Origin of the sequence: Chromobacterium sp. LK11 (genome assembly GCF_001043705.1) — a bacterium.
Lineage (GTDB): Bacteria > Pseudomonadota > Gammaproteobacteria > Burkholderiales > Chromobacteriaceae > Chromobacterium > Chromobacterium alkanivorans.
This window is the reverse complement of record NZ_LDUR01000009.1, coordinates 146,698-171,125: the sequence shown is the minus strand read 5'-3', so window position 1 is coordinate 171,125 and position 24,428 is coordinate 146,698. Positions and strand designations below refer to the sequence as shown.

Annotated in this window: 16 protein-coding genes and 1 pseudogene; 7 read left to right on the top strand and 10 right to left on the bottom strand. The window is 62.8% G+C overall.

Features of this window, described 5'->3' with window-relative positions:
• Positions 1-10: 10 nt before the first annotated feature.
• The 5 genes from VK98_RS05425 to VK98_RS05405 form a co-directional block, all read right to left on the bottom strand.
• Complete coding sequence (locus VK98_RS05425) at positions 11-682, bottom strand: fimbria/pilus periplasmic chaperone (RefSeq protein WP_197082968.1); 672 nt, start codon at positions 680-682, stop codon at positions 11-13.
• A gap of 61 nt (positions 683-743) precedes the next feature.
• The gene (locus VK98_RS05420) at positions 744-5,492 is read right to left on the bottom strand and encodes a hypothetical protein (protein ID WP_197082967.1); all 4,749 of its coding nucleotides are present in this window, start codon (positions 5,490-5,492) and stop codon (positions 744-746) included.
• A 6-nt stretch (positions 5,493-5,498) separates the two neighbouring features.
• A complete protein-coding gene (locus tag VK98_RS05415; RefSeq protein WP_197082966.1) occupies positions 5,499-7,904 on the bottom strand; it encodes a TcfC E-set like domain-containing protein in 2,406 nt (801 codons plus the stop codon).
• A gap of 157 nt (positions 7,905-8,061) precedes the next feature.
• Positions 8,062-8,757, bottom strand: coding sequence for a fimbria/pilus periplasmic chaperone (locus VK98_RS05410; RefSeq protein WP_082158762.1), 696 nt, complete (start codon positions 8,755-8,757; stop codon positions 8,062-8,064).
• Between the two features lie 79 nt (positions 8,758-8,836).
• Positions 8,837-9,454, bottom strand: a complete 618-nt coding sequence (locus VK98_RS05405; RefSeq protein WP_156187769.1) for a hypothetical protein — start codon at positions 9,452-9,454, stop codon at positions 8,837-8,839.
• A 227-nt stretch (positions 9,455-9,681) separates the two neighbouring features.
• On the opposite strand from VK98_RS05405, the gene VK98_RS05400 reads away from it, so the two are divergent.
• Together VK98_RS05400 and VK98_RS05395 are read left to right on the top strand one after the other, a co-directional pair.
• Complete coding sequence (locus VK98_RS05400; protein WP_048413051.1) at positions 9,682-10,455, top strand: isocitrate lyase/phosphoenolpyruvate mutase family protein; 774 nt, start codon at positions 9,682-9,684, stop codon at positions 10,453-10,455.
• Positions 10,442-11,515, top strand: coding sequence for a bifunctional transcriptional activator/DNA repair enzyme AdaA (locus tag VK98_RS05395; protein WP_048413050.1), 1,074 nt, complete (start codon positions 10,442-10,444; stop codon positions 11,513-11,515). The genes VK98_RS05400 and VK98_RS05395 overlap by 14 nt, the downstream gene beginning before the upstream one ends.
• A 189-nt stretch (positions 11,516-11,704) precedes the next feature.
• Here VK98_RS05395 and VK98_RS05390 read toward each other — a convergent pair whose 3' ends face one another.
• Positions 11,705-12,229 (bottom strand): hypothetical protein, encoded by a 525-nt coding sequence (locus VK98_RS05390; protein WP_048413049.1) that lies wholly within the window; start codon positions 12,227-12,229, stop codon positions 11,705-11,707.
• 356 nt (positions 12,230-12,585) lie between these two features.
• Positions 12,586-13,182 (bottom strand): HD family hydrolase, encoded by a 597-nt coding sequence (locus VK98_RS05385; protein WP_048413048.1) that lies wholly within the window; start codon positions 13,180-13,182, stop codon positions 12,586-12,588.
• Positions 13,183-13,499: 317 nt separating this feature from the next.
• Between VK98_RS05385 and VK98_RS05380 the strand changes: the two genes are divergently transcribed.
• Genes VK98_RS05380 through VK98_RS05365 form a run of 4 tightly spaced genes read left to right on the top strand, consistent with a single transcriptional unit; the run spans position 13,500 to position 21,882 of the window.
• Positions 13,500-15,338, top strand: a complete 1,839-nt coding sequence (locus VK98_RS05380; RefSeq protein ID WP_048413047.1) for a class I SAM-dependent DNA methyltransferase — start codon at positions 13,500-13,502, stop codon at positions 15,336-15,338.
• Complete coding sequence (locus tag VK98_RS05375) at positions 15,335-16,630, top strand: restriction endonuclease subunit S (protein WP_048413046.1); 1,296 nt, start codon at positions 15,335-15,337, stop codon at positions 16,628-16,630. The genes VK98_RS05380 and VK98_RS05375 overlap by 4 nt, the downstream gene beginning before the upstream one ends.
• 25 nt (positions 16,631-16,655) lie before the next feature.
• Positions 16,656-18,773, top strand: coding sequence for a DUF4357 domain-containing protein (locus VK98_RS05370; RefSeq protein ID WP_048413045.1), 2,118 nt, complete (start codon positions 16,656-16,658; stop codon positions 18,771-18,773).
• Position 18,774: 1 nt separating this feature from the next.
• Positions 18,775-21,882: a type I restriction endonuclease subunit R gene (locus VK98_RS05365; RefSeq protein ID WP_048413044.1), complete on the top strand. Its 3,108-nt coding sequence runs from the start codon at positions 18,775-18,777 to the stop codon at positions 21,880-21,882.
• Positions 21,883-22,128: 246 nt separating this feature from the next.
• Here VK98_RS05365 and VK98_RS24480 read toward each other — a convergent pair.
• A pseudogene (locus VK98_RS24480) lies at positions 22,129-22,308 on the bottom strand (hypothetical protein); the annotation flags it as partial.
• Positions 22,309-22,713: 405 nt separating this feature from the next.
• On the opposite strand from VK98_RS24480, the gene VK98_RS05355 reads away from it, so the two are divergent.
• Positions 22,714-22,917 carry a cold-shock protein gene (locus VK98_RS05355; RefSeq protein ID WP_019102093.1) on the top strand — a complete coding sequence of 68 codons (204 nt, stop codon included), beginning with the start codon at positions 22,714-22,716 and terminating at the stop codon, positions 22,915-22,917.
• 294 nt (positions 22,918-23,211) lie between these two features.
• Here VK98_RS05355 and VK98_RS05350 read toward each other — a convergent pair whose 3' ends face one another.
• Together VK98_RS05350 and VK98_RS05345 are read right to left on the bottom strand one after the other, a co-directional pair.
• On the bottom strand, positions 23,212-23,727 hold the full coding sequence (locus VK98_RS05350) for a DUF2867 domain-containing protein (RefSeq protein ID WP_048413042.1): 516 nt from the start codon (positions 23,725-23,727) through the stop codon (positions 23,212-23,214).
• A complete protein-coding gene (locus VK98_RS05345) occupies positions 23,717-24,361 on the bottom strand; it encodes a DJ-1/PfpI family protein (protein WP_048413208.1) in 645 nt (214 codons plus the stop codon). The genes VK98_RS05350 and VK98_RS05345 overlap by 11 nt, the downstream gene beginning before the upstream one ends.
• Positions 24,362-24,428: the final 67 nt, after the last annotated feature.

Below are 24,428 nucleotides of genomic sequence, written 5' to 3'. Positions count from 1 at the left end.
GAACAGGCTCTTAGCCGCGCTCCCCGCCGCACTGATCCACCACCACCCGGATCTCGTCGCTCAGGCCCACCCGGACCAGCGAGCGTCCCGTCAGCGGCGCCAGCCGCGCCGCGCTCCCCGGCGTCTGTATCTTGGTGCTGCCGGCTTGTCGGCCGCAGGCTTCATCCTGCAACAGCCAGAAGGCCGCGTTGCCGGTATTGCGCAGCACGCCGCCCTCCAGATGGAAATCCAGATAGGCCGCGCGCGGCCGGACGATCAACACGCTGCTCAGAGACAGCGGATAGTCCGCCCATGCGCCGGCCCGGCGCGCGCCCCGCGCGGCGGCCGCCGTCGCCACCTCCTCCACTTGCAGCCGGTAATAGCGTTCCCGCGCCTCCATCGCCGCGCCGCGGTAACGCAGCTTGATCGCGCCGCTGGCGCCGGGCGGCAAGGTCAAGCGCGCCGGCGCTACCGCCACCGTGGCCGCGCCGGCCTCCTCCGCCTCGCCCGCGCCAGCCTCCAGGCCGGCCAGCGGCCGCAAACCGATGCGGTAGCTGTGCGGCTGGCGCGAATCGTTCTTCAGTTCCACCCGCATCTCGCTCTGATCGGCATCCAGCTCGATCAGCGGCGCCATCTGCAAGGCCCAGGCCGGCAGCGCCGACACAGCGCACAGCAGCGCCGGCCAGGCCTTTCGCATACTCATCAACATCTCGTTTCCTTTCGCCGATGCGCCGGGCCGTAACGGCCGCGCGCATCGCCTCTACTTACTTGGCAAGCTCCAGCCCCATTTCCACCCGCACCATGCCGGCGCCAAGCGCGCGACCGTACCAGGGCGCGCCTTGAACCGTCTGCAGCGATGCCGGGTCGTCCAGCTGGAACCACAGGCTGAACGGCAGCTTCCGTTTCTCCAGCCCCTGCGCGGGATCGCTGCCATCATCCAGCCAGATTCCCGCGCCCAGCTCGTGGCTTACCGTACCGGAACAATTGTCCGGCTCGCGCCGGCCGCCGCCGTCGGCGTCGAAGCTGACCCAGGCCGGGAACAGCACCCCTTGCCGCGCATCGCTTTGCAGCGCGAAACGGCACATGCCCTCTCGCTGGCTCGCGCCGTGCTTACCGTCCAGCGACAAGCTCGCCTTGACCGCGCCCAAGCCGCGCTGGCTCAAATAGCGCCGCGTCGCGCCGCGTTCCAGCCTGTCCGCCGGCGGTAGATTGGCCATTTGCGCGCGGATCAGATAATCCAACCGGATGCGGCCGTCCGGCGCGCCCACCCAGCCGCCGCCGTGATTCGAACCCTCGCTGGCCGGCAGCACCGAGACGCTGGGCTTGGGCTGGTAGATGCGTCCGGTGGCGTGCTTGGCCCCGGCCGGCGGCTCCGCGCCCGGCTTCTCCTCGCTCAACACCGCGCCCAACTCGAGCGCGCGCGTGGCGCGGTCGCTGTCGTCAAAACGCCGCGTCGGCACCTCCACCTCAATGGTTTCGCTACCCTGCGGCAGGGCTACCGCGCCCCAGTCGCCGGTATTCAAGCCCGAAGACAACACGCGTTCCCCGTCTCTGACCGTCACCCGGCCGCCCTCGTAGCCATCGTCCTGCGCCTGGCCATCCTGCGGCCGGGTCCGCAGCCACAAGGTCAAGGCCTGGGACGCCGGCGCGTTCAAGCGCAGCCTGTAGCGCAGCGGCGCGCCAACCGTCACATCGCCGTCGGATGCCAGCGACTCCAGCCGCCAGGCCGGCACAATCGCGAAATCCTTGTTCAGCGTCTTATCCCCCTCCAGGCTGGCCGTGATGCGGTAGCCGTCGCGGCCGCCGCTCACCGACTGAGCCTTGACGCCCAGCGCCAAGGCCACCCGGTCGCCCTTGTCCGGTCGCAAACTGAACACGCAGTCCTTGTCGCAACGCGGCGGGATCTTCACTCCCCCCACCTGCAACGTCGGCGTCTCCAGTCCCCAGGGCGCGCCCTGGCCCGCCACGGTGACGGTCAGGTCGCGGTCGCCCAGCGACACGCCTTCGGTGAAAATATGGTATTGCAGCGACTCCCCTACCCGGCCTTCGTCCGGGCCATCGATGGAGACCAGCTTCAGATCCTTCTCAACGGCATTGACCGAGGCATAAGACCAGCCGGAATAGTTGTACTCGCAGGAAACGGTTTTAAGGCCGGTGTAACCGCCGGTCTTGGTTCGGAGCTTGAACCTCACCGGAAACGGATGCTGGCTGGGCAGGATTTCCAGCGTCTGGCGGCCCTTCAAGGGCAGCATGCCGATGTATTGGCCCTGATTATCCCTAAGCTCGACGGCATCGGGATCGCCAAACAGCCCAGCGGTCTGATTCAGATCGCACTCCAGCTTGTGGTCATTAGTCCCAGCGCCAGGCCCGTCGATGATATCGATGGCGAACTCGACCTCGGTCTCCAAGGCCGTGCTCACCATATCCGGGTTGACGCTGACATGCTTGATCCTGGCCTCCTTATTCTCAAACCAGCGGAACCAGTCCGGCGCTTTTTGACCATTGAAGGTCACGCCGACATCCTTGGTGTTGGTGCCCTTATCAATGGTGCATGCCTCATTTTTGAAGCAGGCGTGCTTGAACTCGAAAGTCGCCGCCTGGGTGCCCACCGGCAGTTTCAGCGTCTCCAGCAGGGAGATGTCCTGCTCGCCGAGAATCGCCGGCGAAAACTTCACATGCGCTTGTTTCCCCGATACCGAGTCGCTCACCTGGCCGAACACGATTTCATCCGGCCCGCCCGCCATCACCTGCTCGTTCAACACCAAATTGATCGACGCCGGCACCTCCTTCATCACCCCCTCGTGGCGGGTGCCGAAGACGAAGCTCACCCGGCCTCCCGCCTCAAGCGGCTTGTGCGCCTCCAGCGGCAGCGCCAGAACATCCTCGCGCTCGCCGGAGTAAAACACGGCCGCCATCCCCTGCGCCTGGCGGCCACGGCCGGCCAAAGGCAGAAACAGCTCCACAGTCTTGGCGCCGGCGAACTGCTCCAGCTCCACGCTCTCGCCCAGCCTATGCCAAGGCTGCGCGCCCACCCGGAAGCGCGCCTTGGCCAGCGTTTGCCGGCTGCGCACGCTGAAGCGGACGCCGCCGCCGCTCCGGGCCTGGGATTCGCCCGCTACCGAGCGCAGCGCGCAGACTTGCCCAGGGACGCCGTCCACCGTCTCCGGACGGCAGCCGGCTGCCGGCGGACCCAAGCGCAGCGTCGCGCTTTTTTCCGCCTGCGCCCGCAGCGTCACCGGCAGGCCGCCACGTTCCGCCTCCAGCGTCAGCAACTGCCGTCCGCCCAGCGGCTGGCGCAGCCATTCGGCAAAAGCGCGCTCATTGAACACCGGATGGACCTGCCCCGCCTGCCGCTGCGCGCGGCCGACGCTGATCCGCCCCTGACGATCGGCGAAACCGGCGATCAAGGCCGACGGCAAGGCCTGCCTGGCTTGCAGCTCGCCGCCACGCGCGGCGGCGACGTCCGCTTCCACATACCAGGTGGCGGCGCGCTGGCCCGCCCGCGGCCGCAGCGCGCCGTACAGGCTTTGCCCTTGCTCGGCCTGCAAGGTGGTGATGTAGTGCTGCTGGCTGGGCTGGTCCTCTATCGTCAGCAGCTTGAGCGCGGCGGCCTTGGCTTGCGGCGGCGGCAGGATGTTCGCCGTCAGGCTCAGCGCAAAACGGTCGCCCTGATGCTGGCGGCCATTGGAATAGAAATAGGCGTCCACCAGCGTGGCCAAGGGCTGGCCGGCCGCCGGCGCCGATGTTCCGCGCAGCAAGCCGTCCGCGGCCGGCAGGAACAACTCCAGCTCGCGCGCTCCGCTCAATTCGGCGATGGCCACGCTCTCGCCCAGGCTGTGCCAGTCGCGGCCGGCGCGGAAACGGCCCGCCGGCAGCGGGCGCTTGGCGCGGACCAGCAAGCGGATGTCGCCGCCCGCCCGGATCTCCGCCGTCAGCCGGCGCAACACGCAGCGCTGGCCGGCCACGCCGTCCACCTTGTCCGGCCGGCAAGCCGGCCCCTCCGGCGCGGCCAGCGTCAGCCTGGCTTGCTGGCTGGCGTTCAATTGATAGCTCACCCCTTCCCCGCCGCGGCGCAAGCCCTCCACCGTCAGCCGCCGCTGCCCGCCCAGCGGCTGATGCAGCAGCGCGGCGAACGCGCTTTCGCTGAACACCGGGTTGAGATAGGGCGCGGCGGCGCTGAGGCCGGCCCGCACCTGGCCCTCGGCGTCGGCAAAGCCGGCGAAGCCGCCGGCGGGGCTGGCATGGCCCAGCTGCTGCAGCGCGAACAAGGGCGGTCTCGCGCCGTTTTCCAGATACCAGGCGGCGGCGCGGCTGCCGTCCTGCGGATGCCGCTCGCCGTAAATGGCTTGGTCCTGGCTGCCGTTGACGCTGCTCACGTACTGGCGGCCGCTGGGCTGATCGTCGATCAGCAACAGGCCCAAGCGCGAATAGCGCTGCTGGACTTGCGGCCTGCCGCCGCCCATCGTCGGCAATTGCAGATTGAAGCGATCGCCGTTGAACAAGCGCGAGCGCGAGTAAAAACCGGCTTCCACCAAGGTATTCAGCCGGATCTTGGGATGGGCGGCGACAAAGGCCTGCAGTTGCTCCGCCGGCGGCGGCACAAAAAACACCTCCACCGCCTTGGCGCGGGCGAAAGCGGCGATCGGCACGCTGTCGTTGATATGACGCCATTCGCCGCCCACCCGGAAGCGGGCGTTCGGCGTCGCCATCATCTTGGCGCGCACGGTAAACATCAAATCGCCGCCGCTGCTGGCATTGCTTTGGCCGGAAATGGTGCGCAACACGCACAGCTTGCCGGCGACGCCGTCCACCGTGGCGTCGCGACAGCTATTGGCCGGCGCGGGGTTGAGAATCAGATGGGCGCGCTTGCTGAGCTGGGTGACGAAGCGGCGCTCGCCGCCGCCGGCCAGCGTCTCCACGAAGGACAACTCGCGCGACGCGCCGGGCGCCGCCTTGGCGATGGTGTCGAAGGCCAGCTCGCTCAGCACCGGGTTGACCTGCCGGCCCTGCGTCGGCTTGAAGCCGTCGCCGCTCAGGCCCACCGCCGCGCCGCGCGCGTCCGCCATGCCGCGAAACGCTTGCAGCGGCTGCAACTGGCTGATGTCCCGCACCTGGGCGTCCGGCTTGTGCGTGTACCAGATGGCCACTTTCTTGGCGCCGCCCCGCGGCGCGCGCGCGCCGAAGATGGCCTGGGCCTGGCTGCCGGGCAGGATGCCGCCGCTGCTGCCCAAGGTGCTCAGGTACTGGGTGCCGGCCAGCCGGTCTTCAATCAGGATCAGATCCTGCTGGCTGCGCCACTCCTGCCGGGCCGGCGCAGGGACCGGGACCGGCCGCGCCGGAATCTGCTCCGGCCGCATGCCGGGCGCGGGCAAGGGCACGGCCTGCAAAGCGCCGGCCGGCGCCGTCTGCGCCAGCCCCGCGCCGATGCCGGCCATCAATATCAGGGTTGAGATCCAGTATTTCATTTCAGTCCGTCTGTCCTGCTGGGAGGGGGTGATGAGGGGATTGCGCATGCCGGTTCAACCTTCGTCGTCGCGCAGCGGCGCATAGACCCGGCTCGCGTCCCGGCCGTAAACAATCTTGCCCAGCCAGGCCGTGGCGCCGGCGTCCGCCAGATCCAGCTGAACCCGGAAGCGCTCCGCCGCGTCGGGCTCGACGCTGACCTCCGGGTGACGCTGGTCCACGTCGATGGCGAAGTTGCCCAGTTCGTCGGTCTGGGCCTGGCCAATGTGGTTGCGCACCATCACATGGCGCAGCGGGGCGCCGTCGGCGCTGGTCAGCTGACCGAACACCGTCACCATCTGTTTCACCTTGGGCGTCACCCGCACCACATTGCCCGGGTAGAGCGTGTATTCGTGGTCGGTATCGGACACCTCGTAGCTGGCCTGGCCGCTTTCCGCGTCGCGCACATAGAAGTGGTAAGTGTTGTAGGCCGGCACCGCGATCCAATTGCGGCCCTGGCGCAAGCTGTAAGCCTGCTCGTTCAACACCGCCTCCAGCGCGCCGTCCGGGGTCTCGGGCACGTCGACGACGACGCCGGCCTCCTCCTGCCCGCCGCCGGCGGCGATGGCGCCGCCGCCCCAGGCCAGGCCGCCCTGCAGATTGACGCTGGCGCTGCGGCTGCCGCCGTCGGCATCCACGGCAACATTGCCCTGGCCGTAACGGCCGTTGAAGCCGGCGTAGGCGCCGAAACTGGAAGACCGGCCCTCGCCCCCCTCGCGGCTGATGCTGGCATTGACGCCCACATCGTCGATCACGCTGTTTTCAAACGATTTGCTGGCCGACAGGTCCAGGGTGTCGCCGCCGTCCCGGTGCGACATGCCCACGCTGAAATTGCCGTCCATCGCCAGGTTGAAGGTCAGCATCGCGTAATACTGCTGATCGGCCGTCTGGCCGTTGAGGTTGCGGCTGGCGCCCAGTTGCAGCTGAGCGCCACCCCATTTGCCGTTGTACACCTGCCGCGAATAATCGACGCGCCGGTATCGGTAGCCGCTGTCGCGGTCCCGGTCGTAGCTGAGATTGAGCGAGCCGGCGTCGATGCCCCAGCCGCGCAAATTGACATTGGCGCCCATGGAATCGTAATCCCGAGCGTAGAAATTCAGCCGCCGGCCCTTGGCCCCGCGCTCGCCGGTCAGCCACAGGCTGCCAACGCCATGGGGCAAGGCCAGATTGAGCGTGCCCACCCGCCGCCGGGTGCCGTCGCTGGCCAGCAAGTTTTGCAGGCTGGCGCGGACCGCGTCGGACAACTGCCAGGAGGCGAAGCCTTCCTGCACCGTGGTCTTGTCGTTTTGATACAGGGTCAGGTTCCAGTCCAGCTGACGCCAGAGCGCGCCCACCGACAGACCAAACAAAGGCCGGTAAGCGCTGCCCTCATCCATTGGCCTACCGTTATCGCCGTAGCGGGACATCGCCTCGCCGGCGCCGCCCCACAGCTGCCAGTTCAGGCCGTCGCGCAGGCTGGAGCCGCCCATCGGTTTGTTGACCCGATACACGCGGCGGCTCTGCACCTGGCCGGCCACCAAGACCTCGACTTCCACATCGTAAACGCCGGCCTGCAAAACCGAGGTGTCCAAGCGGTGATTGCCCATGCCCAGCCGCTGCGTGCTCAGCAAGCGGCCTTCGCGCTTGACCCGCACCTCGCCGGTGGCCGGCAGATACACATCGATGGGATTCAAGGACTGGCTGGCGTCCAGCTTCAGCGTCTGGCTGACGTTGCCGTAGGAAAAACCGTACATCCGGCTGCCGTTCAGCGTGGACACATTGCCCAGGCTTTGCAGATTCCAGCCGTCCACCATGCCCAGCGCCAGCCGTTTGCCGTCGATATCGCGCTCATACATGATGCGGTCCAGCGTCACGGACTGATCCGCCGCCGCGTCGTCGAGATAGGCGGAGCCCATCACATTGAGATGGTCGACGCCCAAGGACGTGGTGTCGTCGAAAGTGAGATAGCCGGAAGAGTGGCCGCGGCCCTGATTGCGCGAGCTATAGCCGTTGAACGCGTACTTGAGCACGCTGGACAGTCCGCCCGCCGATGGGGCCTGCAGCACGGACTCCCGTAAATGGGCGTTGTCGGCGGCAAAGCCGGCCGGGTCCAGAAACAGATCCACCCGCATCGCCATCATGTCCAGTTGCAGGCGCTCGCCGGCGCCGAGGCTCAACTCGCCGTCCGGCGCAAACGCCTGCCCCGTCGCCTGCCGCAAGGCCTGCAGCGCGGCCGGGCTCAACACGCTTTTCCGCTGGCCGGCCAAGGGGGCGACCTTCTCCAGCCGCATCGAGCCGTCCGCCTGCAGCCTCACCGTCAGCGACGCCGACACCACGCCCTCGTCCGAGGCTTGCAGCGCCGAACGCGCCACCAGCGGCATGGACACGCCTTCGCGCAACAGGTCCTTGATCTCCGCCGACAAGGCAAGCTTGTTTAACTGCACTGGCTGCGCCAGCGGCCGCCGCTCGGCATCCGCCGCCGCCGCGCCCGCTGTCTCCGCCAACAACAGCGCACTTAAAAAAACCATCCCGTTTTTAAGACCGATACACCGCGCCAACTTCATGCCGCTCCACCCAAACGCCCTGCATTCATCGCCGCCGTCATGCGTCGCCAAGCGGCGCGTCTTTTTCCGCGTCAAAGAATTTTCCGTCCCGTTGCAACATCACCTTGTCCTGGTTGCGGCTGCTGTCTATCGTCTTGAAATTCACCGCATAGCCCGGCCCAATCCAGTAACGCTCCTTGCACACCTCGCCCAGCCCTTGTTCCCGGCACGGCCCGTAGGCGATCGCCTGAAACGAAACATTGCCCCGGTTTTCCAGATGGCCCGGCCGATAGGCGTAAGCGAAGCGCTGCCGCTTGGGCAACACCAGCAGATTGGTGCGGATGCCGGTCAAAAACTCGACATCACCGTTTTTCTCGGAATCCGCGCCCCCGTCCGCCAAGCCCAGCAGCGCGTTTTTCCAGGTCACCTTGTAATAGCGCTCCCGCTCATCCTTGGGGCCGCTGTAAATGAAACGCACCGCCTGATCCTGCCCCGCCGCCAGCAAGACCCGCGCCGGGGTGAATTGCAGGCTGGCGCCGTCGGTATTCACCTCATGCGCGCCCTCATACGGCGAATCCACCTGCGTCACGCTCACCGACAACAAGGACGCCCGCTGCTCGGTGTTTCTGACATGGATGCTGACCTCCGCCTTATTGGACGGAATCGCCGACGTCATGTCGGAAACCTGGATCGCCCCGGCCCATGCCGGCAGCAGCAAACCAAACCAAGCGTAAAACCTGAACCACCATGGCATAAGCCCGAACTCCTTAAAATAAAAAGGGAGCTGGGCTCCCTTTTCTTGGCACTGCCGTCTGGAATCAACGCGGGGAGGCTTAGTTATTCCCCGTGTCGCCTGTTACCGTTTTCTGCCAGGAGGCATCCAGAATCAGATCGAATTTGCCGACATACTGGCCATCGCTGAGTTTGGAGGCCTCGGTCACGATGGCGCCGTTGGCGTCCTTGCCGCTAATGAACTCCGCTTTCAATTGCGAAGTGCCGCTATTCTCGCCGGCCATGGCCGCCACTTTCGCGAACTCGCCAAAACCGGACAGGCCGTCCAGATCCTTCGGTTCGGCCGACAGTTTCACCTGCTTGCCGGCATGGTCCGTCACGCTGAGATCAAAATCCATTTTCCCGATGGAGGCGGTATGGCTCAGCTGATGCTGCACCGAGGAGGCTTTCACCTTATAGCCGCTGATGGTGTATTCATCCGAATTCAGCATGCGGATATCGAAATCCAGGTTTTTGGATTCGATGGTTTTGGAAATCGGGCTGTACACAAAATGCACATTCGGTTTTTTAGCGGTGATTTCGATAGCGTGCGAGCTATCCTTGTCCGCGGTCACGTCCCATTCAGCGGAGGCGCGGGTGGAACCGGGAATAGCGTCGGCGGCATGGGCGCCAACGCTGAATACCGCAGCCAGCAAAGCAGGCAGCACGACTTTATTCATAATTTCGCTCTCAATGACAACTCAGAAAATAAAAGCTGCAAATACAACCAACAGCTGTATCTGGCCTGTCATTATCAAAAAGCCGCCAGTCAAATTCTATGAGAGCACTCTCAAATCACGCATTGCGGCCTTTTCATCCTCGCCATCGCCAAAATACTCGTCGGTTTTTCGGTTGTCGCCGCCGCTAGCCAAACCCTAAGCTGTGCGCTTTCAAACCGGAGACATCCATGAACTTCACCGCCCTGCACCATCAAGCCGAGCCGCTGTTGATGGCCAATGTCTGGGACGCGGACAGCGCCCGCCTCGCCGAACAGGCCGGCTATGCCGCCATCGGCACCTCAAGCGCGGCAATCGCCGCCATGCTGGGCTGCGAGGACGGAGAAGGCGTCGGCTTCGACCAACTGCGACAACTGATCGTCCGGCTGCGCGCCGCCTCCCGGCTGCCGCTGAGCGTGGACATGGAGGCCGGCTACGGCGACAGTCCCGCCCGCATCGTCGCCAACCTGCTCGACTTGGCCGCGCTTGGCGTGGCCGGCGTCAATCTGGAAGACAGCGTGGTGCGGCAAGGCCAGCGCCGCCTGCTGCCCGCGGAGGACTTCGCCGCCACGCTGGCCGCGGTGCGCGCCGGCATGACACAAGCGGGCGCCGCGCTGTTTCTCAACATCCGCACTGATGTCTTCCTGCTGGGCGCGCCCGACGTGCGGGCCCAGGCCATCGCCCGCGGGCGCTTGTACGCCGAGCGCGGCGCGGACGGGCTGTTCGTGCCTGGCGTGGTTCAGGAAGAAGACATCCGCGCCATTGCCGAGGCGGTGCCGCTGCCCTTGAATGTGATGTGCATGCCGGCCTTGCCGGACTTCGCCGCTCTGGCGCGGCTGGGCGTCAAACGGATCTCCATGGGCAATGCCGTCCACGAGCAATTGCAGCGGAACTTGCGGAACATGCTGCAAAATATCCGCACCCAACAATCCTTCCAGGCTGTCTTCACCCATGCTGATCACTGACACGGCCCAGGCCGACGGCTATTACCGGGCGCTGCTGGAGCGCGCCGAGGAATACAACGGTATTTTCTTCGTCGGCGTCCGCACCACCGGCGTGTTCTGCATCGCCAGCTGCCGCGCGCGCAAGCCGAAACGGGAGAACGTCGAGTTTCACTCCAGCTTCAAATCGGCGCTGGACGCGGGCTTCCGCCCTTGCAAAATCTGCCGGCCCACCGAAAACGCGCACGCGGCGCCGCCGGCGGTGGCCCAAGTCATGGCCTGGCTGCGCGCCGATCCCCAAAGCCGGATCACGGACGGCTGGCTCAGGCAAAACGGCATCCGCCCGGAACCGCTGCGCCGCTGGTTTGTTCAGCACCACGGCATGAGCTTCCACGCTTTCCAGCGCATGCTGCGGATCAATGCCGCGCTGCAGGAGCTGAAGGGGGGCCGCAGCGCCACCCAGGTTGCATTCGACAGCGGCTACGACTCGCTCAGCGGCTTTGCCTACACCTACAAGAAACTGACCGGCAGCGCCCCCAGCGACCCTGCGCGCCTCATTCTGCTGCACCGCTTCACCACGCCGCTGGGGCCGATGCTGGCCTGCGCGACGGAACAGGGCATCTGTCTGCTTGAGTTCGCCGACCGGCGCATACTGGAAACCGAGTTCAAAGACCTGCAGCGCCTGCTCAAGGCGCGGATCATCGCCGGGGAGAACGCGCACACCCGCCAGGTTGAGCGGGAAATTGGCGAATACTTCGCCGGTAGCCGGCAACAGTTCGACGTGGCGCTGGAAACGCCGGGCAGCGCATTCCAGCGCAGCGTCTGGCAAAGCCTGCGGACGCTGGACTACGGCAGCACCCACAGCTATCAGAGCCTGGCGGAACGGATAGGCCGGCCCAGCGCGGTGCGCGCGGTGGCCGCCGCCAACGGCGCCAACCGCATCGCCATCATCGTTCCCTGCCACCGCGTGCTGGGCAAGGATAGCGCGCTGACCGGTTACGGCGGCGGCCTGGCGCGCAAGCAATGGCTGCTGGAACACGAACGCGGTCCGGCCTCGGACTCGACCTTCCAGCTGGAGGCTTAGAGCCTGTTCAAAGTCTCGCGAGCAAGGGCGAGACAAGGCGAAAGCGGCTGAGAAGGCGGAATGTATTCGTGGTACATGAGCATGTTGAGCTCGTTTTCAACGCCCCTTTCTATCCATCCCGCCGCCGCGCGGCGGACCTTAAGCCGCTTCCAACAGCCAGCCCTACCGGGCCGGCTGCCCCTCCCCGGCTTAGCTCCTCTTCTTCCGCCGTGGCTTCCGCTGCAAGGTTTCCAACTCGTCCAGGCTGAGATGGAAGCGTTGCACCGCCTCCACGTGTTGCGCCAGGTCGACCTGTTGCACCCCCAGGTTCAACAACAACTCCAGATAGTTGAAGAAGCTCTTGCACATGCTGCGGCGGTGGCCGCGGTCGCGGAAATCCATGTCGCTGGCGATGCGGAACAGCAGCCCGCGCGCCGAGTGCTGGCGGTTGAGTTTCAGCATCTGCGCCAGATGGGCGGCGTACTGACGGCCCAAGGCGCAGGCTTCGAACTCGTCCTTGGCCTCGGCCGGCTGCCAGTAATGCGGATAAGTGCGGCCTGCGATGCGGCGGATAAAGGGCAGGCTGAGGTCTTTGGCGTGGGGGCCGGCAAAGCGGTAGCGCGAGCGTGGACCTAGCGGTGGGAGTGGAGAGGCGGAGTCCAGACGGATGTCTTGGGTTTCAGTAGCGGACGGAGAAAGTTCGATGCCTAGCACCGGACGGACAAGCTTTACCATTTGCAACCTCCTGAGCAGAAGGGCCATGCCGCAAAGCGGCAGGGCGGGCACATGACAAGAGTTGGTCTACCGGTGAATCATTGCGGAAGCCGGCGCGCCCATCAGGGCGCCACTTGCCACAGCCCGCCCGAATAGGCAAAGCAATGGCAACGGATGCGCTGTGGAGACAGCACATCCGCGGCAATGATTCATATTCGGGAGACCAATCCCGAGCGCCGCGATTGCTGCGGCGCGGGGGCTATTGTTGGGGAGCAGCGGGAGAGCGTCAAGCCAGCGGCATCCGGCCAGACCGGAATAGCCGCGCCTGGCACGCAGCGCGCGGCGGATTCAAGCCAGCGCTTGGGCTAGGAATGGCGTTAAATTGGCTGTTCAGGTTGCTTCGCAAAATGCCGGCGCACCCACTGCTCGCACACAAGCCAAAGCTGCGGCGCGCCTTTCTGGATCACCGGGCCGTAACGGGACAGCACCTGCTCCAGCGAAACATCGTTCTGCGTCCAAGTCCCGCCGCCGGTGAAGACATTGATCAGCAAAGGCTGGAAGCGGTCCAGCGCCTTGGCGAAACAGGCGTCCGCGCTTTCCGCGAGTTCGAACTCCCGCCACAAAGCCAGCAGCTCAGCGCCCTGCTCCGGCGGCAGCAAGCCAAACAAACGCTCCGCCGCCCTCGCTTCTACTTCCGCCTGCGCCCCAGGCGCGGACTGGCCGTGGATGGGGAAATCGCCGGCATCCACCTCCACCACATCGTGCAGCAGCAGCATCTTGATCACCCGCTCGGTGTTGACCGGACCGCAGGCGTAATCGCCCAGCAGCAAGGCGTACATCGCCAGATGCCAGGAATGCTCGGCCGAGTTCTCCCGGCGGCTCTGGTCCAGCAACGGCGATTGCCGCAGCACCGACTTCAAGCGGTCTATCTCTCTCAGAAAATTCAGTTGCCGTTCCAAGGCCGATACTTGCATCGCTTATCCCGTGTTCAGATCTGTTTCGCCACGGAGGGGGATTATAGCTGTGGTCCGGATCTGCACCACCACGGACGATGGGGAGCAGCCTCGCCTCATTGCGCACGTTGGGGTGCGCAGGAAGACACTCAGTCTCATCCGGCTCCACACCCGCCACTATCCGTCGGCAAGCCAGGTGGCCTAGCCTCTCTCCCCTCTCAACCTTCCCGCCCGTAGTGCTACCGCGTAAAATCGCATGAAATATGCAATAAACCTCTCTCGAGGCCAGAGCCTATGGTGCTGTTCACCAGGTTTGCCTCGCAGGAAAAGACAAAATAATGAATCACCAAGCCCTCTCCTCCTTCATCTGGTCCGTTGCCGACCTGCTGCGCGGCGATTACAAACAATCCGAGTACGGTAAGGTCATCCTGCCGTTCACCGTGCTGCGCCGCCTCGACTGCGTGCTGGAAGCAACCAAGCCCGCCGTGCTCGCCGAATTCGAAGCCAAGACCCAGCAGGGGCTGAACCCAGACCCGTTCTTGACCCGCAAGGCCGGCCAGAGCTTCTACAACACCTCGCCGCTCGACCTGGTGAAGCTCTTGGGCGACCAGGACCACATCCGCCAGAACCTGTACGCCTATATCCAGGCGTTCTCGCCGGCTGCACGCGACATCTTCGAGCGCTTCGACTTCTACACCCAGATTGAACGGCTGGCCAAGGCCGGCCTGCTCTATCTGGTCGCGGAAAAGTTCGCCAATATCGACCTGCACCCAGCAGCGGTGGACAACGCCCAGATGGGCCTGGTGTTCGAGGAGCTGATTCGCAAGTTCGCGGAAATCTCCAATGAAACCGCCGGGGAACACTTCACCCCGCGCGAAGTAATTCGGCTGATGGTGAACCTGCTGTTCATCGAGGACGACGACGTACTCACCCCCGGCAACGCGGTGGTGCGCACCATCTACGACCCGACCGCCGGCACCGGCGGGATGTTGTCGGTAGCGGGCGAATACCTGCTGGAACACAACCCGGATGCCCGCCTGACCATGTTCGGCCAGGAGCTGAACGATGAGTCCTATGCCATCTGTAAAGCCGACATGCTCATCAAGGGGCAGGACGTCGGCAATATCGTGGTCGGCAACACCCTGTCCGACGACGGCCACGCTAGCCGCAAGTTCGACTACATGCTGTCCAACCCGCCGTTCGGCGTGGAATGGAAGAAGGTCGAGAAGGAAGTGCGCAAGGAAGCCGCCGACAAAGGCTTCGACGGCCGCTTCGGCCCCGGCCTGCCAAGGGTAAGTGATGGCTCGATGCTGTTTCTGCTGCATCTGATTGCCAAGATGCGCCCTGCCGTCGATGGCGGCAGCCGCTTCGGCATCGTTTTGAATGGCTCGCCGCTATTTACCGGCGGCGCCGGCTCCGGCGAAAGCGAAATCCGTCGCTATGTGTTGGAGAACGACCTGGTGGAAGCCATCATCGGCCTGCCGACCGACATGTTCTACAACACTGGCATCAGCACCTATGTGTGGATTCTGTCCAACAAGAAAACCGACGACCGCAAAGGCTGGGTGCAGCTCATCGACGCGTCCAGCTTCTGGCGGAAGATGCGCAAGTCGCTCGGTAGCAAGCGCAAGGAAATGAGCGACAAACACATCGCCACCGTCACCCGCCTGTTTGGCGACTTTGCCGAGGCCGAGCTGGCCACGGTGCTGGACGCGGACGGCAAGGAAATGGAACAAGCGGTACTGCTGAGCGGCGAACAAGCCCCAGCCGCGCCGGAAGGCGGCAAGGTCAAGGTTGTACCCATCTCACGCGTGTTCCGCAACGAGGAATTCGGCTACACCACGATTACTGTCGAACGCCCGCTGCGCGATGAGGCCGGCAATGTGGTGCTGGGCCAGAAGGGCAAGCAGAAGGGCAAACCGCAGCCGGACAGTGCGCTGCGCGACACTGAAAACGTGCCGCTACGCGAAGACATCCAGGCCTACTTCGAGCGCGAGGTGCTGCCGCACTCTCCCGATGCGTGGATAGACCACGACAAGAGCAAGGTCGGCTACGAAATCCCATTCAACCGCCACTTCTACGTGTTCGAGCCGCCGCGCAGCCTGCACGACATCGACGAAGAGCTGAAGGCGGTGTCGGCCAACATCATGGCGATGCTTGGGGAGTTGGCGGAATGAGCTTGCCGCGTTATATGCAATACAAGGACAGCGGGGTGGAGTGGTTGGGAGAAGTCCCTACACACTGGAGTGTGCGCCGACTCGGCTTCCACTTCGAGGAACGCCGAGAGAAGGTGAGCGACAAGGATTTTCCAGCCCTGTCAGTAACCAAGTTGGGCGTCGTACCTCAGCTAGACACTGCCGCCAAGACTGACGACGGAGATAACCGAAAAAAGGTCTGCTCAGGGGATTTCGTTATCAACAGCCGTTCGGACAGAAAGGGGTCTTCTGGTGCGTCAAGGCTAGAGGGGTCCGTATCACTGATTAACACGGTACTTCGGCCTGTAGAGAACATCGACATCGAGTTCGTGCACCACTTGCTGCGAAGCGTTCCCTTTCAAGAGGAGTTCTATCGATACGGTAAAGGCATCGTCGCAGACCTCTGGAGCACCAATTATTCTGAGATGCGAAACATTATGTTGGCGCTGCCCGGCAGCGCCGAACAATCCGCCATCGCCGCCTTCCTCGACCGCGAAACCAGCAAGGTTGACACGCTGCTTGCCGAGCAGGAAAAACTGCTGGCCCTGCTGGCCGAAAAGCGCCAGGCCACCATCTCGCACGCCGTGACCAAGGGCTTGAATCCTGATGCGCCGATGAAAGATTCAGGGGTGGAGTGGCTGGGGAAGGTGCCGGCGCATTGGGGCGTTAAGCGGATGAAGCTCCTGGTTCGGGAGAGTATTGCTGGCCCATATGGCTCATCGCTAACTAAGTCGATGTACGTCGCGTCCGGCTATCGCGTCTACGGTCAGCAGCAGGTCATCCCCAACGATTTTTCTGTTGGCGACTACTACATATCGGAGGAGAAGTTTACCGAGATGACGCGCTATCAAGTGGCCCCGGATGATGTGCTGATAAGCGTGATGGGTACCATCGGGAGAGCGGCAGTGGTTCCAATGAATGTAGAGCCTGGAATCATTAACCCGCGCTTAGTCTTATATCGTGTCCTGAAGCATCTGATTCACCCCCGGTATTTACAGGCGTTTCTGAATAGCCCTACCAGTCAAGACTACTTCTCCTTGGCCGCGCAGGGTACAACCATGGAAGGCCTGAATATGACCTCCATCGGAGAACTTGAAGTTGCCCTGCCCCCGCTTGACGAGCAACTACAAATTTTGGATTTCATTCGGCAGGAGGAGGCAAAGATTGGTGCACTAGCTGATGCAGCCACCCGCGCCATCGAACTGCTGAAAGAACGCCGCAGCGCACTGATTACCGCCGCTGTCACCGGCCAAATCGATGTCCGTCAGGCATAGGAAACAAGAGAACTAGGGAAAACAAATGAGCCACACCCTCACCGCAAAGGAACAGTCGCTCGCCAAAATCTTCAGCGACGACTACGTCTTCACGATTCCCGGCTATCAGCGTCCCTATGCTTGGGGGCGCGAACAGGCTCAGGAGTTGCTGGATGACCTGCTGGGCGCACTGGCCGCCGCACCCGCTCAGCTCAGCGAAGCGGCCCCTTATTTCCTCGGCAGCATCGTCCTCATCAAGGGCGAGGCGACACAGGAAGCGACGGTGGTCGATGGGCAACAGCGCCTGACCACGCTGACCTTGCTACTCTCGGCTATCCGAGCCTCGGTGCAGGATGCGGCCGTACAGACCGGCGTAACCAAGCGCATCTACGAGCATGGTGATGTCGTCTCCGCCACGCAGGCTCGCTACCGCCTCTCTCTGCGCGAACGGGACCGTGACTTCTTCCGCCAATACGTACAGCACGAGGATGGCCTGCAGACTCTAGTGCAGCTCAATACGCCGCTGCCCGATGCGCAGTCCCGGTTGCGTGCCAATGCCCAGGTATTCATGGATGGGCTGGCCAAGCTGCAACAGTTCGAACTGGTACGACTGGTGCAGTTCGTCATCACGCGCTGCTACCTAGTGACGGTAGCCACGCCCGACCTGGATTCGGCCTACCGCATCTTCGGCGTGCTCAACAGCCGGGGCCTAGACCTCAGCGCCACCGACATCCTCAAGGCCGAAATCATCGGCGGCATCGAGCCTGCACTGCGCGACGACTACACCAAGAAGTGGGAAGACGAGGAAGAAGAGCTGGGAAGGGATGAGTTCGGCGACCTGTTCAGCCACATCCGCATGGTCTACCGCAAGGCCAAGCCTCAAGGCACGCTGCTCAAGGAGTTCAAGGAGCATGTGGTGCCAGCACAGCAGCCACGTAACTTCGTAGACGAAATCCTGCTGCCCATGGCACAGGCTTTCAGCGAACTGCGTGACGCCGATTACGCTAGCCAGCGACACGCCGAACAGGTCAATGAGCATTTGCGCTGGCTGAACCGACTGGAATTCAAGGACTGGGTGCCGCCCGCCTTGACCTTCTTTGTGCGTTTCCGGCATCAGCCCGAGGCGGTGCTGAGCTTCTTCCGAGACCTGGAGCGGCTGGGCTATTCGATGTTGGCGCGCAAGGCCGGCGTTAATGAACGCATCGAGCGCTTCTCCGCGCTGACCAGGGCCATCGAGGCAGGTAGCGACCTGTCTGTCGCCTCGTCGCCACTGCAACTCTCTCCCGAAGAACAGCACCAGACCTATGTGACTCTGAGTGGCCCGCTCTACGAGACGCACTCGTCTCGCGCGCTCGCCTTACTGTTGCTCCGGCTAGACCATTTGATGTCCGATGGCAGCGCCAGTTATCAGCATGAGGTGGTGACTGTCGAGCATGTCATGCCACAGCAGCCGGCACCTAACAGTCAGTGGTTAACATGGGTGCCGGATACGGCAGCCCACCAGCACTGGGTCCATCGCCTCGGCAACTTGGCTCTGTTGAGCCGTAAGAAGAACAGTTCGGCCAGCAACCGCGACTTTACGTGGAAGAAGTCGAGCTACTTCACCAAGGGCGGCACCAGCAGCTTTGCTCTCACCACCCAGGTACTCCAGCACTCGGATTGGACGGCCGAGATAATGCAGGAGCGGCAGGCAACGATGCTGAAGACGCTCGAAACGCATTGGCGCCTGCAAGACCGTAAGAGCAAGGCCGACCTTGCGGAGGCCATGCTAGCCGAGCTGGGAGTCGTTGGTAATATTGCGATGTTTGAGCTCGAAAATGCGCGGCATGGCCTTGCTGCCGTGGCTGAGGAAAACGGCGATTCATTCACCGTGCTCGCCAACTCTCAAGCAAAGCTCGAGTGGACGGGGCAACCTCACACCTATCAGCAACTGCGCGAAGAACTGTGCAGCACAGGTGCACTGAAACTGTCTGAGGATGGCTCGCATTTCGTCTTTACCAAGGACACCAACTTCAAGAGCCCAAGTGCTGCCTCTGCTACGGTACTCGGCCGCGCAGACAATGGCAGGAATACCTGGCGCCTCAAGGGCACTTCAATTACCTATGCGGCCTGGCAGGACAACCTACCCGGAAGCCAGCCAGTGACTGGCTGTTCAGAGGTCTAGCATGGAACTGCATCGAGAAGTTCACTTCGAAACCGCCATCTGTGAGCACCTGGCAGCCCATGGCTGGCTGTACGCAAACGGCGATGCCGCCCACTACGACCGCCAGCAGGCGCTATACCTGCCCGACCTGTTGGCCTGGGTCGAGGAGACCCAGCCCAACAGCTACCAGCGCCTCGCCAAGACCCACGGCGCGGAGCTGGGAAAAAGGCTGGCCGAGCGGGTGCGCAAGAGCCTGAACGAGCGCGGCACGCTGGAGGTGCTGCGCCGCGGCGTGGAGATGCTGGGCCTGAGCAAGCCCTTGACCCTGGTACAGTTCAAGCCGGCGCTGGCCATCAACCCGGTGATTCAGCAGCATTACGCCGCCAACCGGCTGCGCGTGGTGCGTCAGGTGCATCACTCGCTCAACAATGCCCATGAGGCCATCGACTTGGTGCTATTCGTCAATGGCATCGCGGTGGCGACGCTGGAGCTGAAATCCGACTTCACCCAGAGCGTTGGCGATGCGGTGGACCAGTACCGCTTCGATCGCGACCCAGCCCCCAAGGGCGGCCAAGTCGAGCCGCTGCTGGCCTTCCCCGGTGGCGCGCTGGTGCATTTCGCGGCGAGCCAGTCCGAGGTGATGATGACAACCCGGCTGGCAGGCACCGCGACACGCTTCCTGCCGTTCAACCGCGGTAACCACGGCGCGGCCGGCAACCCAGTCAATCCGGACGGCTACGCCACGGCCTATCTGTGGGAAGAAGTATTGGCGCGTGATAGCTGGCTGGAGATTCTGGGCCGCTACCTGATTGGCAAGCGCGACGACAAGAAGCGGCTCGCCAGCGTCATCTTCCCGCGCTATCACCAGCTCGACGCTGCCCGCCAACTGGTGGCCGACGTGTTGGCCAACGGCGCTGGCCAGCGTTACCTGATTCAGCACTCGGCCGGCTCCGGCAAGACCAACTCGATTGCCTGGACCGCGCACTTTCTGGCCGACCTGCACGACGCCAACCACGCCAAGCTGTTTGACAGCGTGCTGGTTGTGTCCGACCGCACGGTGCTGGACGCTCAACTGCAGGAAGCGATCTTCGACTTCGAGCGCACCACCGGGGTAGTGGAGAGCATCACCAACGAAAACGGTAGCAAGAGCGCGCAGCTGTCGCAGGCCTTGAAGAATGGCAAGAAGATTATCGTCTGCACCATCCAGACCTTCCCGTTCGCGCTGAAGGCGGTGCAGGAACTGTCTGCCACCGAGGGCAAGCACTTTGCGGTGATTGCCGACGAGGCGCACAGTTCGCAGACCGGCGAAGCCGCCGCCAAACTCAAGCAACTGCTGTCGGCGGAGGAACTGGCCACACTGCAGGACGGCGGCGAAATCGGCACCGAAGACCTGCTGGCGGTGCAAATGGCCGCGCGCGCCGGCAGCGACGGCCTGACCTATGTCGCGTTCACCGCCACGCCCAAGCAAAAGACCCTGGAGTTGTTCGGCCGCCCCGGCGACGACGGCAAGCCTCAGGCCTTCCATGTCTACTCGATGCGCCAAGCCATTGAGGAAGGCTTCATTCTTGATGTGCTGAAGAATTACACCCCGTACAAGCTGGCGTTCCGGCTAGCCAACAATGGCCAGGAGTACGACGAGCAGCAGGTGGAAAAGAGCGAGGCGATGAAGGGCATCATGCAGTGGGTGCGCCTGCATCCCTATAACATCGCCCAGAAGGTCAAGGTGGTGGTCGAGCACTACCGCGAGAATGTGCAGCCCTTGCTGGAAGGCAAGGCCAAGGCAATGGTGGTGGTGGCCAGCCGCAAGGAAGCGGTGCGCTGGCAAAAGGCCATCCGCGCCTATATCGAGAAGCAGAACTATCCGCTCGGCGTACTGGTGGCGTTTTCCGGCGAGGTGGACGACCAGGAGTCCTTCCCCGCCCCGGTCAGCGAGACCAGCCGGGATCTCAACCCCGGCCTGAAGGGCCGCGATATCCGCGAAGCGTTCGCCGAAACTAACTACCACCTGCTCTTGGTCGCCAACAAGTTCCAGACCGGCTTCGACCAGCCCCTGCTGTGCGGGATGTACGTGGACAAGATGCTGGGCGGCATCCAGGCGGTGCAGACGCTGTCGCGCTTGAACCGGGCCCATCCCGGCAAGGACACCACCTATGTCCTCGATTTCGTCAACGATGCCCCCGACATCCTGGCCGCGTTCAAGACCTACTACGAAACCGCCGAGTTGGAAGCCACCTCCGACCCGCACATCGTCTATGACCTGCGCGCCAAGCTGGATGCCGCCGGCCATTACGACGACTTCGAGGTGGACCGCGTCGCCAAGGTGGAAATGAACCCGACGGGCACCCAGGCACAGCTCAACGCTGCCATCGCGCCGGTTGCCGACCGATTGTTGAAGCGCTACAAGGCCGCACAAGCGGAGAAGGCACTGGCAGAGAGCCAAAAGGACGACCAAGCCATCCAGGCGGCCAAGGACGCGATGGCCGCACTGTTGCTGTTCAAGAACGACATGGGCACGTTCAACCGCCTGTATGCCTTCCTGTCGCAAATCTTCGACTACGGCAACACTGACATCGAGAAGCGCTTCCTGTTCTACAAGCGGCTGATACCGCTGCTCGACTTTGGCCGCGAGCGTGACACGGTGGACCTGTCCAAGGTGGTGTTGACCCATCACACGCTGAGGAACCTCGGCCGGCAAGCACTGAACCTGAACCACGGCGAGACGCCCAAGCTACCGCCAATGGATGGCGCGGGTAGCGGCGCGGTGCAGGACAAGCAAAAGGCGCTGCTGGAAGAAATCATCCAGAAGGTGAACGGCCTGTTCGAGGGCGAGCTGACCGACGACGACCAGTTGGTCTACGTCAACGGCGTACTCAAGGGCAAGCTGCTAGAGAACGACATCCTCGTGCAGCAGGCGGTCAACAACAGCAAGGAACAATTCGCCAACTCCCCAGACCTGTCCCAGGCGCTGCTCAACGCCATCATGGACGCGCTGGAAGCGCATACATTGATGAGCACCCAGGCGCTAGATTCAGAACGGGTGCGCGACGGGCTGAAGGATACCTTGCTGGGGCCTGCACAGCTGTACGAGGCCTTGCGCGCTAAAGCGGAGGCTTCTGGCGCTGGAGTCTGACCGCGGCACCGAACCTTGCCCCAAGAACAACGGCCACCTCTTTTGTAGCGGTGGCCGTTTTGCGTAGGAGAGGAGGAGCGACTCAACCCCTACGATCCTTCCCTTGCACATCATCAAACCAAGCAATCTCAAACGAAAAGAACCCCTACCGGGCCTCTTTATTTAGCGCGGCTAGTGACAAACCATCATGTCTTCGTCGTGACGGGCTTTATTCTTTCCGATCACTAGTCCGCGCCAAGCACCGCCTCACTCCACCGTCACGCTCTTGGCCAGGTTACGCGGCTTGCCTACGTCGGTGCCGCGCGCCAGAGCCACGTGGTAGGCCAGCATCTGCACCAGGACCGCGTGCGCCACCGGGCCGTGCTTGAGCTCGCCGGCCAGGTAGGCTTCGGCGTGGATGCAGGGGATTTCCTTCAGTTTGAGTGCGCACTTCCAGTACGACCGGGAAAGGGCGAGACAAGGCGAAAACGAGCGGGGAAGCGGAATGCACGAGTGGTGCATGAGCATTTAACAAGACCCCTGATCCCGCCTTGCGCCTCCTTGCCGTACCACTGCCGCCGCCTGCGTCGGCACGCCTTGGCTCGGGTTCTCCATGAGGTGTTGTGAGCGGCTCTTATGGGCGTTTTTCCGGCAATCTTGCGGGAAATTTTAAAAACCGCTATTGACAGCGGTGCCATTTTCCTTTAAAAATAACGGCGCAGGATTTTCAAGCGTCATATCTATCGATACCTCGTTGCCCATCAAGTTGGTCTTCTTTGTTTCCTTATCTATTCCTTGATTATCATGCCATACGATAATTTTATTGTCCTTAACTGACACATGGAGTGCATTATGGAAACTGGTACCGTTAAATTTTTCAATGACGCAAAAGGCTTTGGCTTTATCACCCCGGACAATGGCGGCGACGATCTGTTCGCCCACTTCTCCGAAATTCGCGCGGATGGCTTCAAGTCTCTGAGTGAAGGTCAAAAAGTAAGCTACACCCGTGCAATGGGCCAAAAAGGCCCGGCAGCAACCGCGATTCAGCCGCTCTAAGCATTAGCGCTGCAATGAAAAAGCCCCTCACGGGGCTTTTTGTATTTTAATGGCTCGGGGTTGCATAAATCCAAAGTGGCAGCAAACCAGCTTGCAATGAAAAGAGGCCTGAAAGGGCCTCTTTTCATTTGAGTTGGCTTGGTTTGATGATTCGCAAGGATGGGAATCGAAGGGGACTTTCGTCCGCCAAACCAGCGCCATGGCAAGTGGATGGACGATGGCTGGCTCACCGCAGATTTCAGACACCGCCCTCCTTCACCCGGCCTATCGAAGCCGGGGCCGTCCACATTGCGTTCAGACAGCACGTCGTGCGGCCTGCTCCAGACTAGTCCTAGCGATTACACGGTGAAATGGCGTGATTGCCGCGAGGTACGTCCGCCCCAGTAAGTTATGGCAATGCACAACAGACACCACGACGAGTTCCCTGCCGCCTGCCGCGCCAACGCGCTGCTGGATCGAGAGTCGGAAATCGAGATGCCGATCGTCCTCGCCCATCACCAGTTCCCCGGCGCTCTTCGACAGTAATGGAAAGAAACCGATCACCGGCCCCCGCGCCGCCGCAGCAAGACCGACTGCACGAGACGATTTGACGCCGACTGGCGCCATAATCATGTCCCGTACCCGCGTTAGCGCGCGAATCCACCATGCCTGCCGCTCAAATCCAGCGCGCGCCAATATTTCAAGATCGTCGCTGGCTCCCGCCGGCAACTGAACCGCATAAGCATCCAACAGGTCCGCGCTCCTATACAGCGGCGCCAGGATGCTGTCGGAGGGCACCGGTATCGCATAAGCTTTATGGTCATTGCTCATCAACTAAGCCCTCCTCCGCTAGTTCCATGCCCTGCCGGATACTGAACCCGATCAGGTCCTCGTAGATCTCCCGCTGCCCGGCGGGCAGTAGTGGCCGCAATGTCTCGCGGCGCTTGTCCGCATCGAACATCGACTCCACCAGCCATCCAGCCAGATATAGCGCAGCAAGGCACCCACCGGCTGTGGCAACCTTGCCCCGACACAAAAGCGGCTGTTCAAGCACCTGCAGCCCGAGCTCGAGCAAGCCGTCTTTTGCATCAGGATGCGTCGTGACCCGGCCATCCGGAACCAGTCCGAGCCGCTCGAGAATATAGGCCCCGCCACAGATCGACCCGATATGCTGTCGTGCCGGATCCAGCTTGAAAGACGGCAGGAAATCAGGGCTGGCGAGTGCTGCCGGTACGCCTTGACGGCCGCTCACGAACAAGACCGCGTCGGCTTGATTGGCATCCGATAGCGGCCCGTGTGGACACACGGTCAATCCGTGCGCGGAGGACAAGCCCTGATGCGCGCCGACAATCCGAACGCGCCAGTCTCCAGTGTTGCGCCCCAGAATGTCCCACATCAAAAAGAGGTCAATGTCGGTGAACTGGTCGAATGCCACGAGAACAATATCTTTCACGATGATCTCCATGAGAATTAGCACCACGAATTAAGCAAATGACATAACATGCTAAAAAATTCATCGTACAAATTTTCCC

What these genes read in the sequence shown, in the direction of transcription:
- VK98_RS05425 (WP_197082968.1), bottom strand. Translation starts at nt 682, where the DNA reads ATGAGTATGCGAAAGGCCTGGCCGGCGCTGCTGTGCGCTGTGTCGGCG.
- VK98_RS05420 (WP_197082967.1), bottom strand. Translation starts at nt 5,492, where the DNA reads ATGCGCAATCCCCTCATCACCCCCTCCCAGCAGGACAGACGGACTGAA.
- VK98_RS05410 (WP_082158762.1), bottom strand. Translation starts at nt 8,757, where the DNA reads ATGCCATGGTGGTTCAGGTTTTACGCTTGGTTTGGTTTGCTGCTGCCG.
- VK98_RS05405 (WP_156187769.1), bottom strand. Translation starts at nt 9,454, where the DNA reads ATGAATAAAGTCGTGCTGCCTGCTTTGCTGGCTGCGGTATTCAGCGTT.
- VK98_RS05400 (WP_048413051.1), top strand. Translation starts at nt 9,682, where the DNA reads ATGAACTTCACCGCCCTGCACCATCAAGCCGAGCCGCTGTTGATGGCC.
- VK98_RS05395 (WP_048413050.1), top strand. Translation starts at nt 10,442, where the DNA reads ATGCTGATCACTGACACGGCCCAGGCCGACGGCTATTACCGGGCGCTG.
- VK98_RS05390 (WP_048413049.1), bottom strand. Translation starts at nt 12,229, where the DNA reads ATGGTAAAGCTTGTCCGTCCGGTGCTAGGCATCGAACTTTCTCCGTCC.
- VK98_RS05385 (WP_048413048.1), bottom strand. Translation starts at nt 13,182, where the DNA reads ATGCAAGTATCGGCCTTGGAACGGCAACTGAATTTTCTGAGAGAGATA.
- VK98_RS05380 (WP_048413047.1), top strand. Translation starts at nt 13,500, where the DNA reads ATGAATCACCAAGCCCTCTCCTCCTTCATCTGGTCCGTTGCCGACCTG.
- VK98_RS05375 (WP_048413046.1), top strand. Translation starts at nt 15,335, where the DNA reads ATGAGCTTGCCGCGTTATATGCAATACAAGGACAGCGGGGTGGAGTGG.
- VK98_RS05370 (WP_048413045.1), top strand. Translation starts at nt 16,656, where the DNA reads ATGAGCCACACCCTCACCGCAAAGGAACAGTCGCTCGCCAAAATCTTC.
- VK98_RS05365 (WP_048413044.1), top strand. Translation starts at nt 18,775, where the DNA reads ATGGAACTGCATCGAGAAGTTCACTTCGAAACCGCCATCTGTGAGCAC.
- VK98_RS05355 (WP_019102093.1), top strand. Translation starts at nt 22,714, where the DNA reads ATGGAAACTGGTACCGTTAAATTTTTCAATGACGCAAAAGGCTTTGGC.
- VK98_RS05350 (WP_048413042.1), bottom strand. Translation starts at nt 23,727, where the DNA reads ATGAGCAATGACCATAAAGCTTATGCGATACCGGTGCCCTCCGACAGC.
- VK98_RS05345 (WP_048413208.1), bottom strand. Translation starts at nt 24,361, where the DNA reads ATGGAGATCATCGTGAAAGATATTGTTCTCGTGGCATTCGACCAGTTC.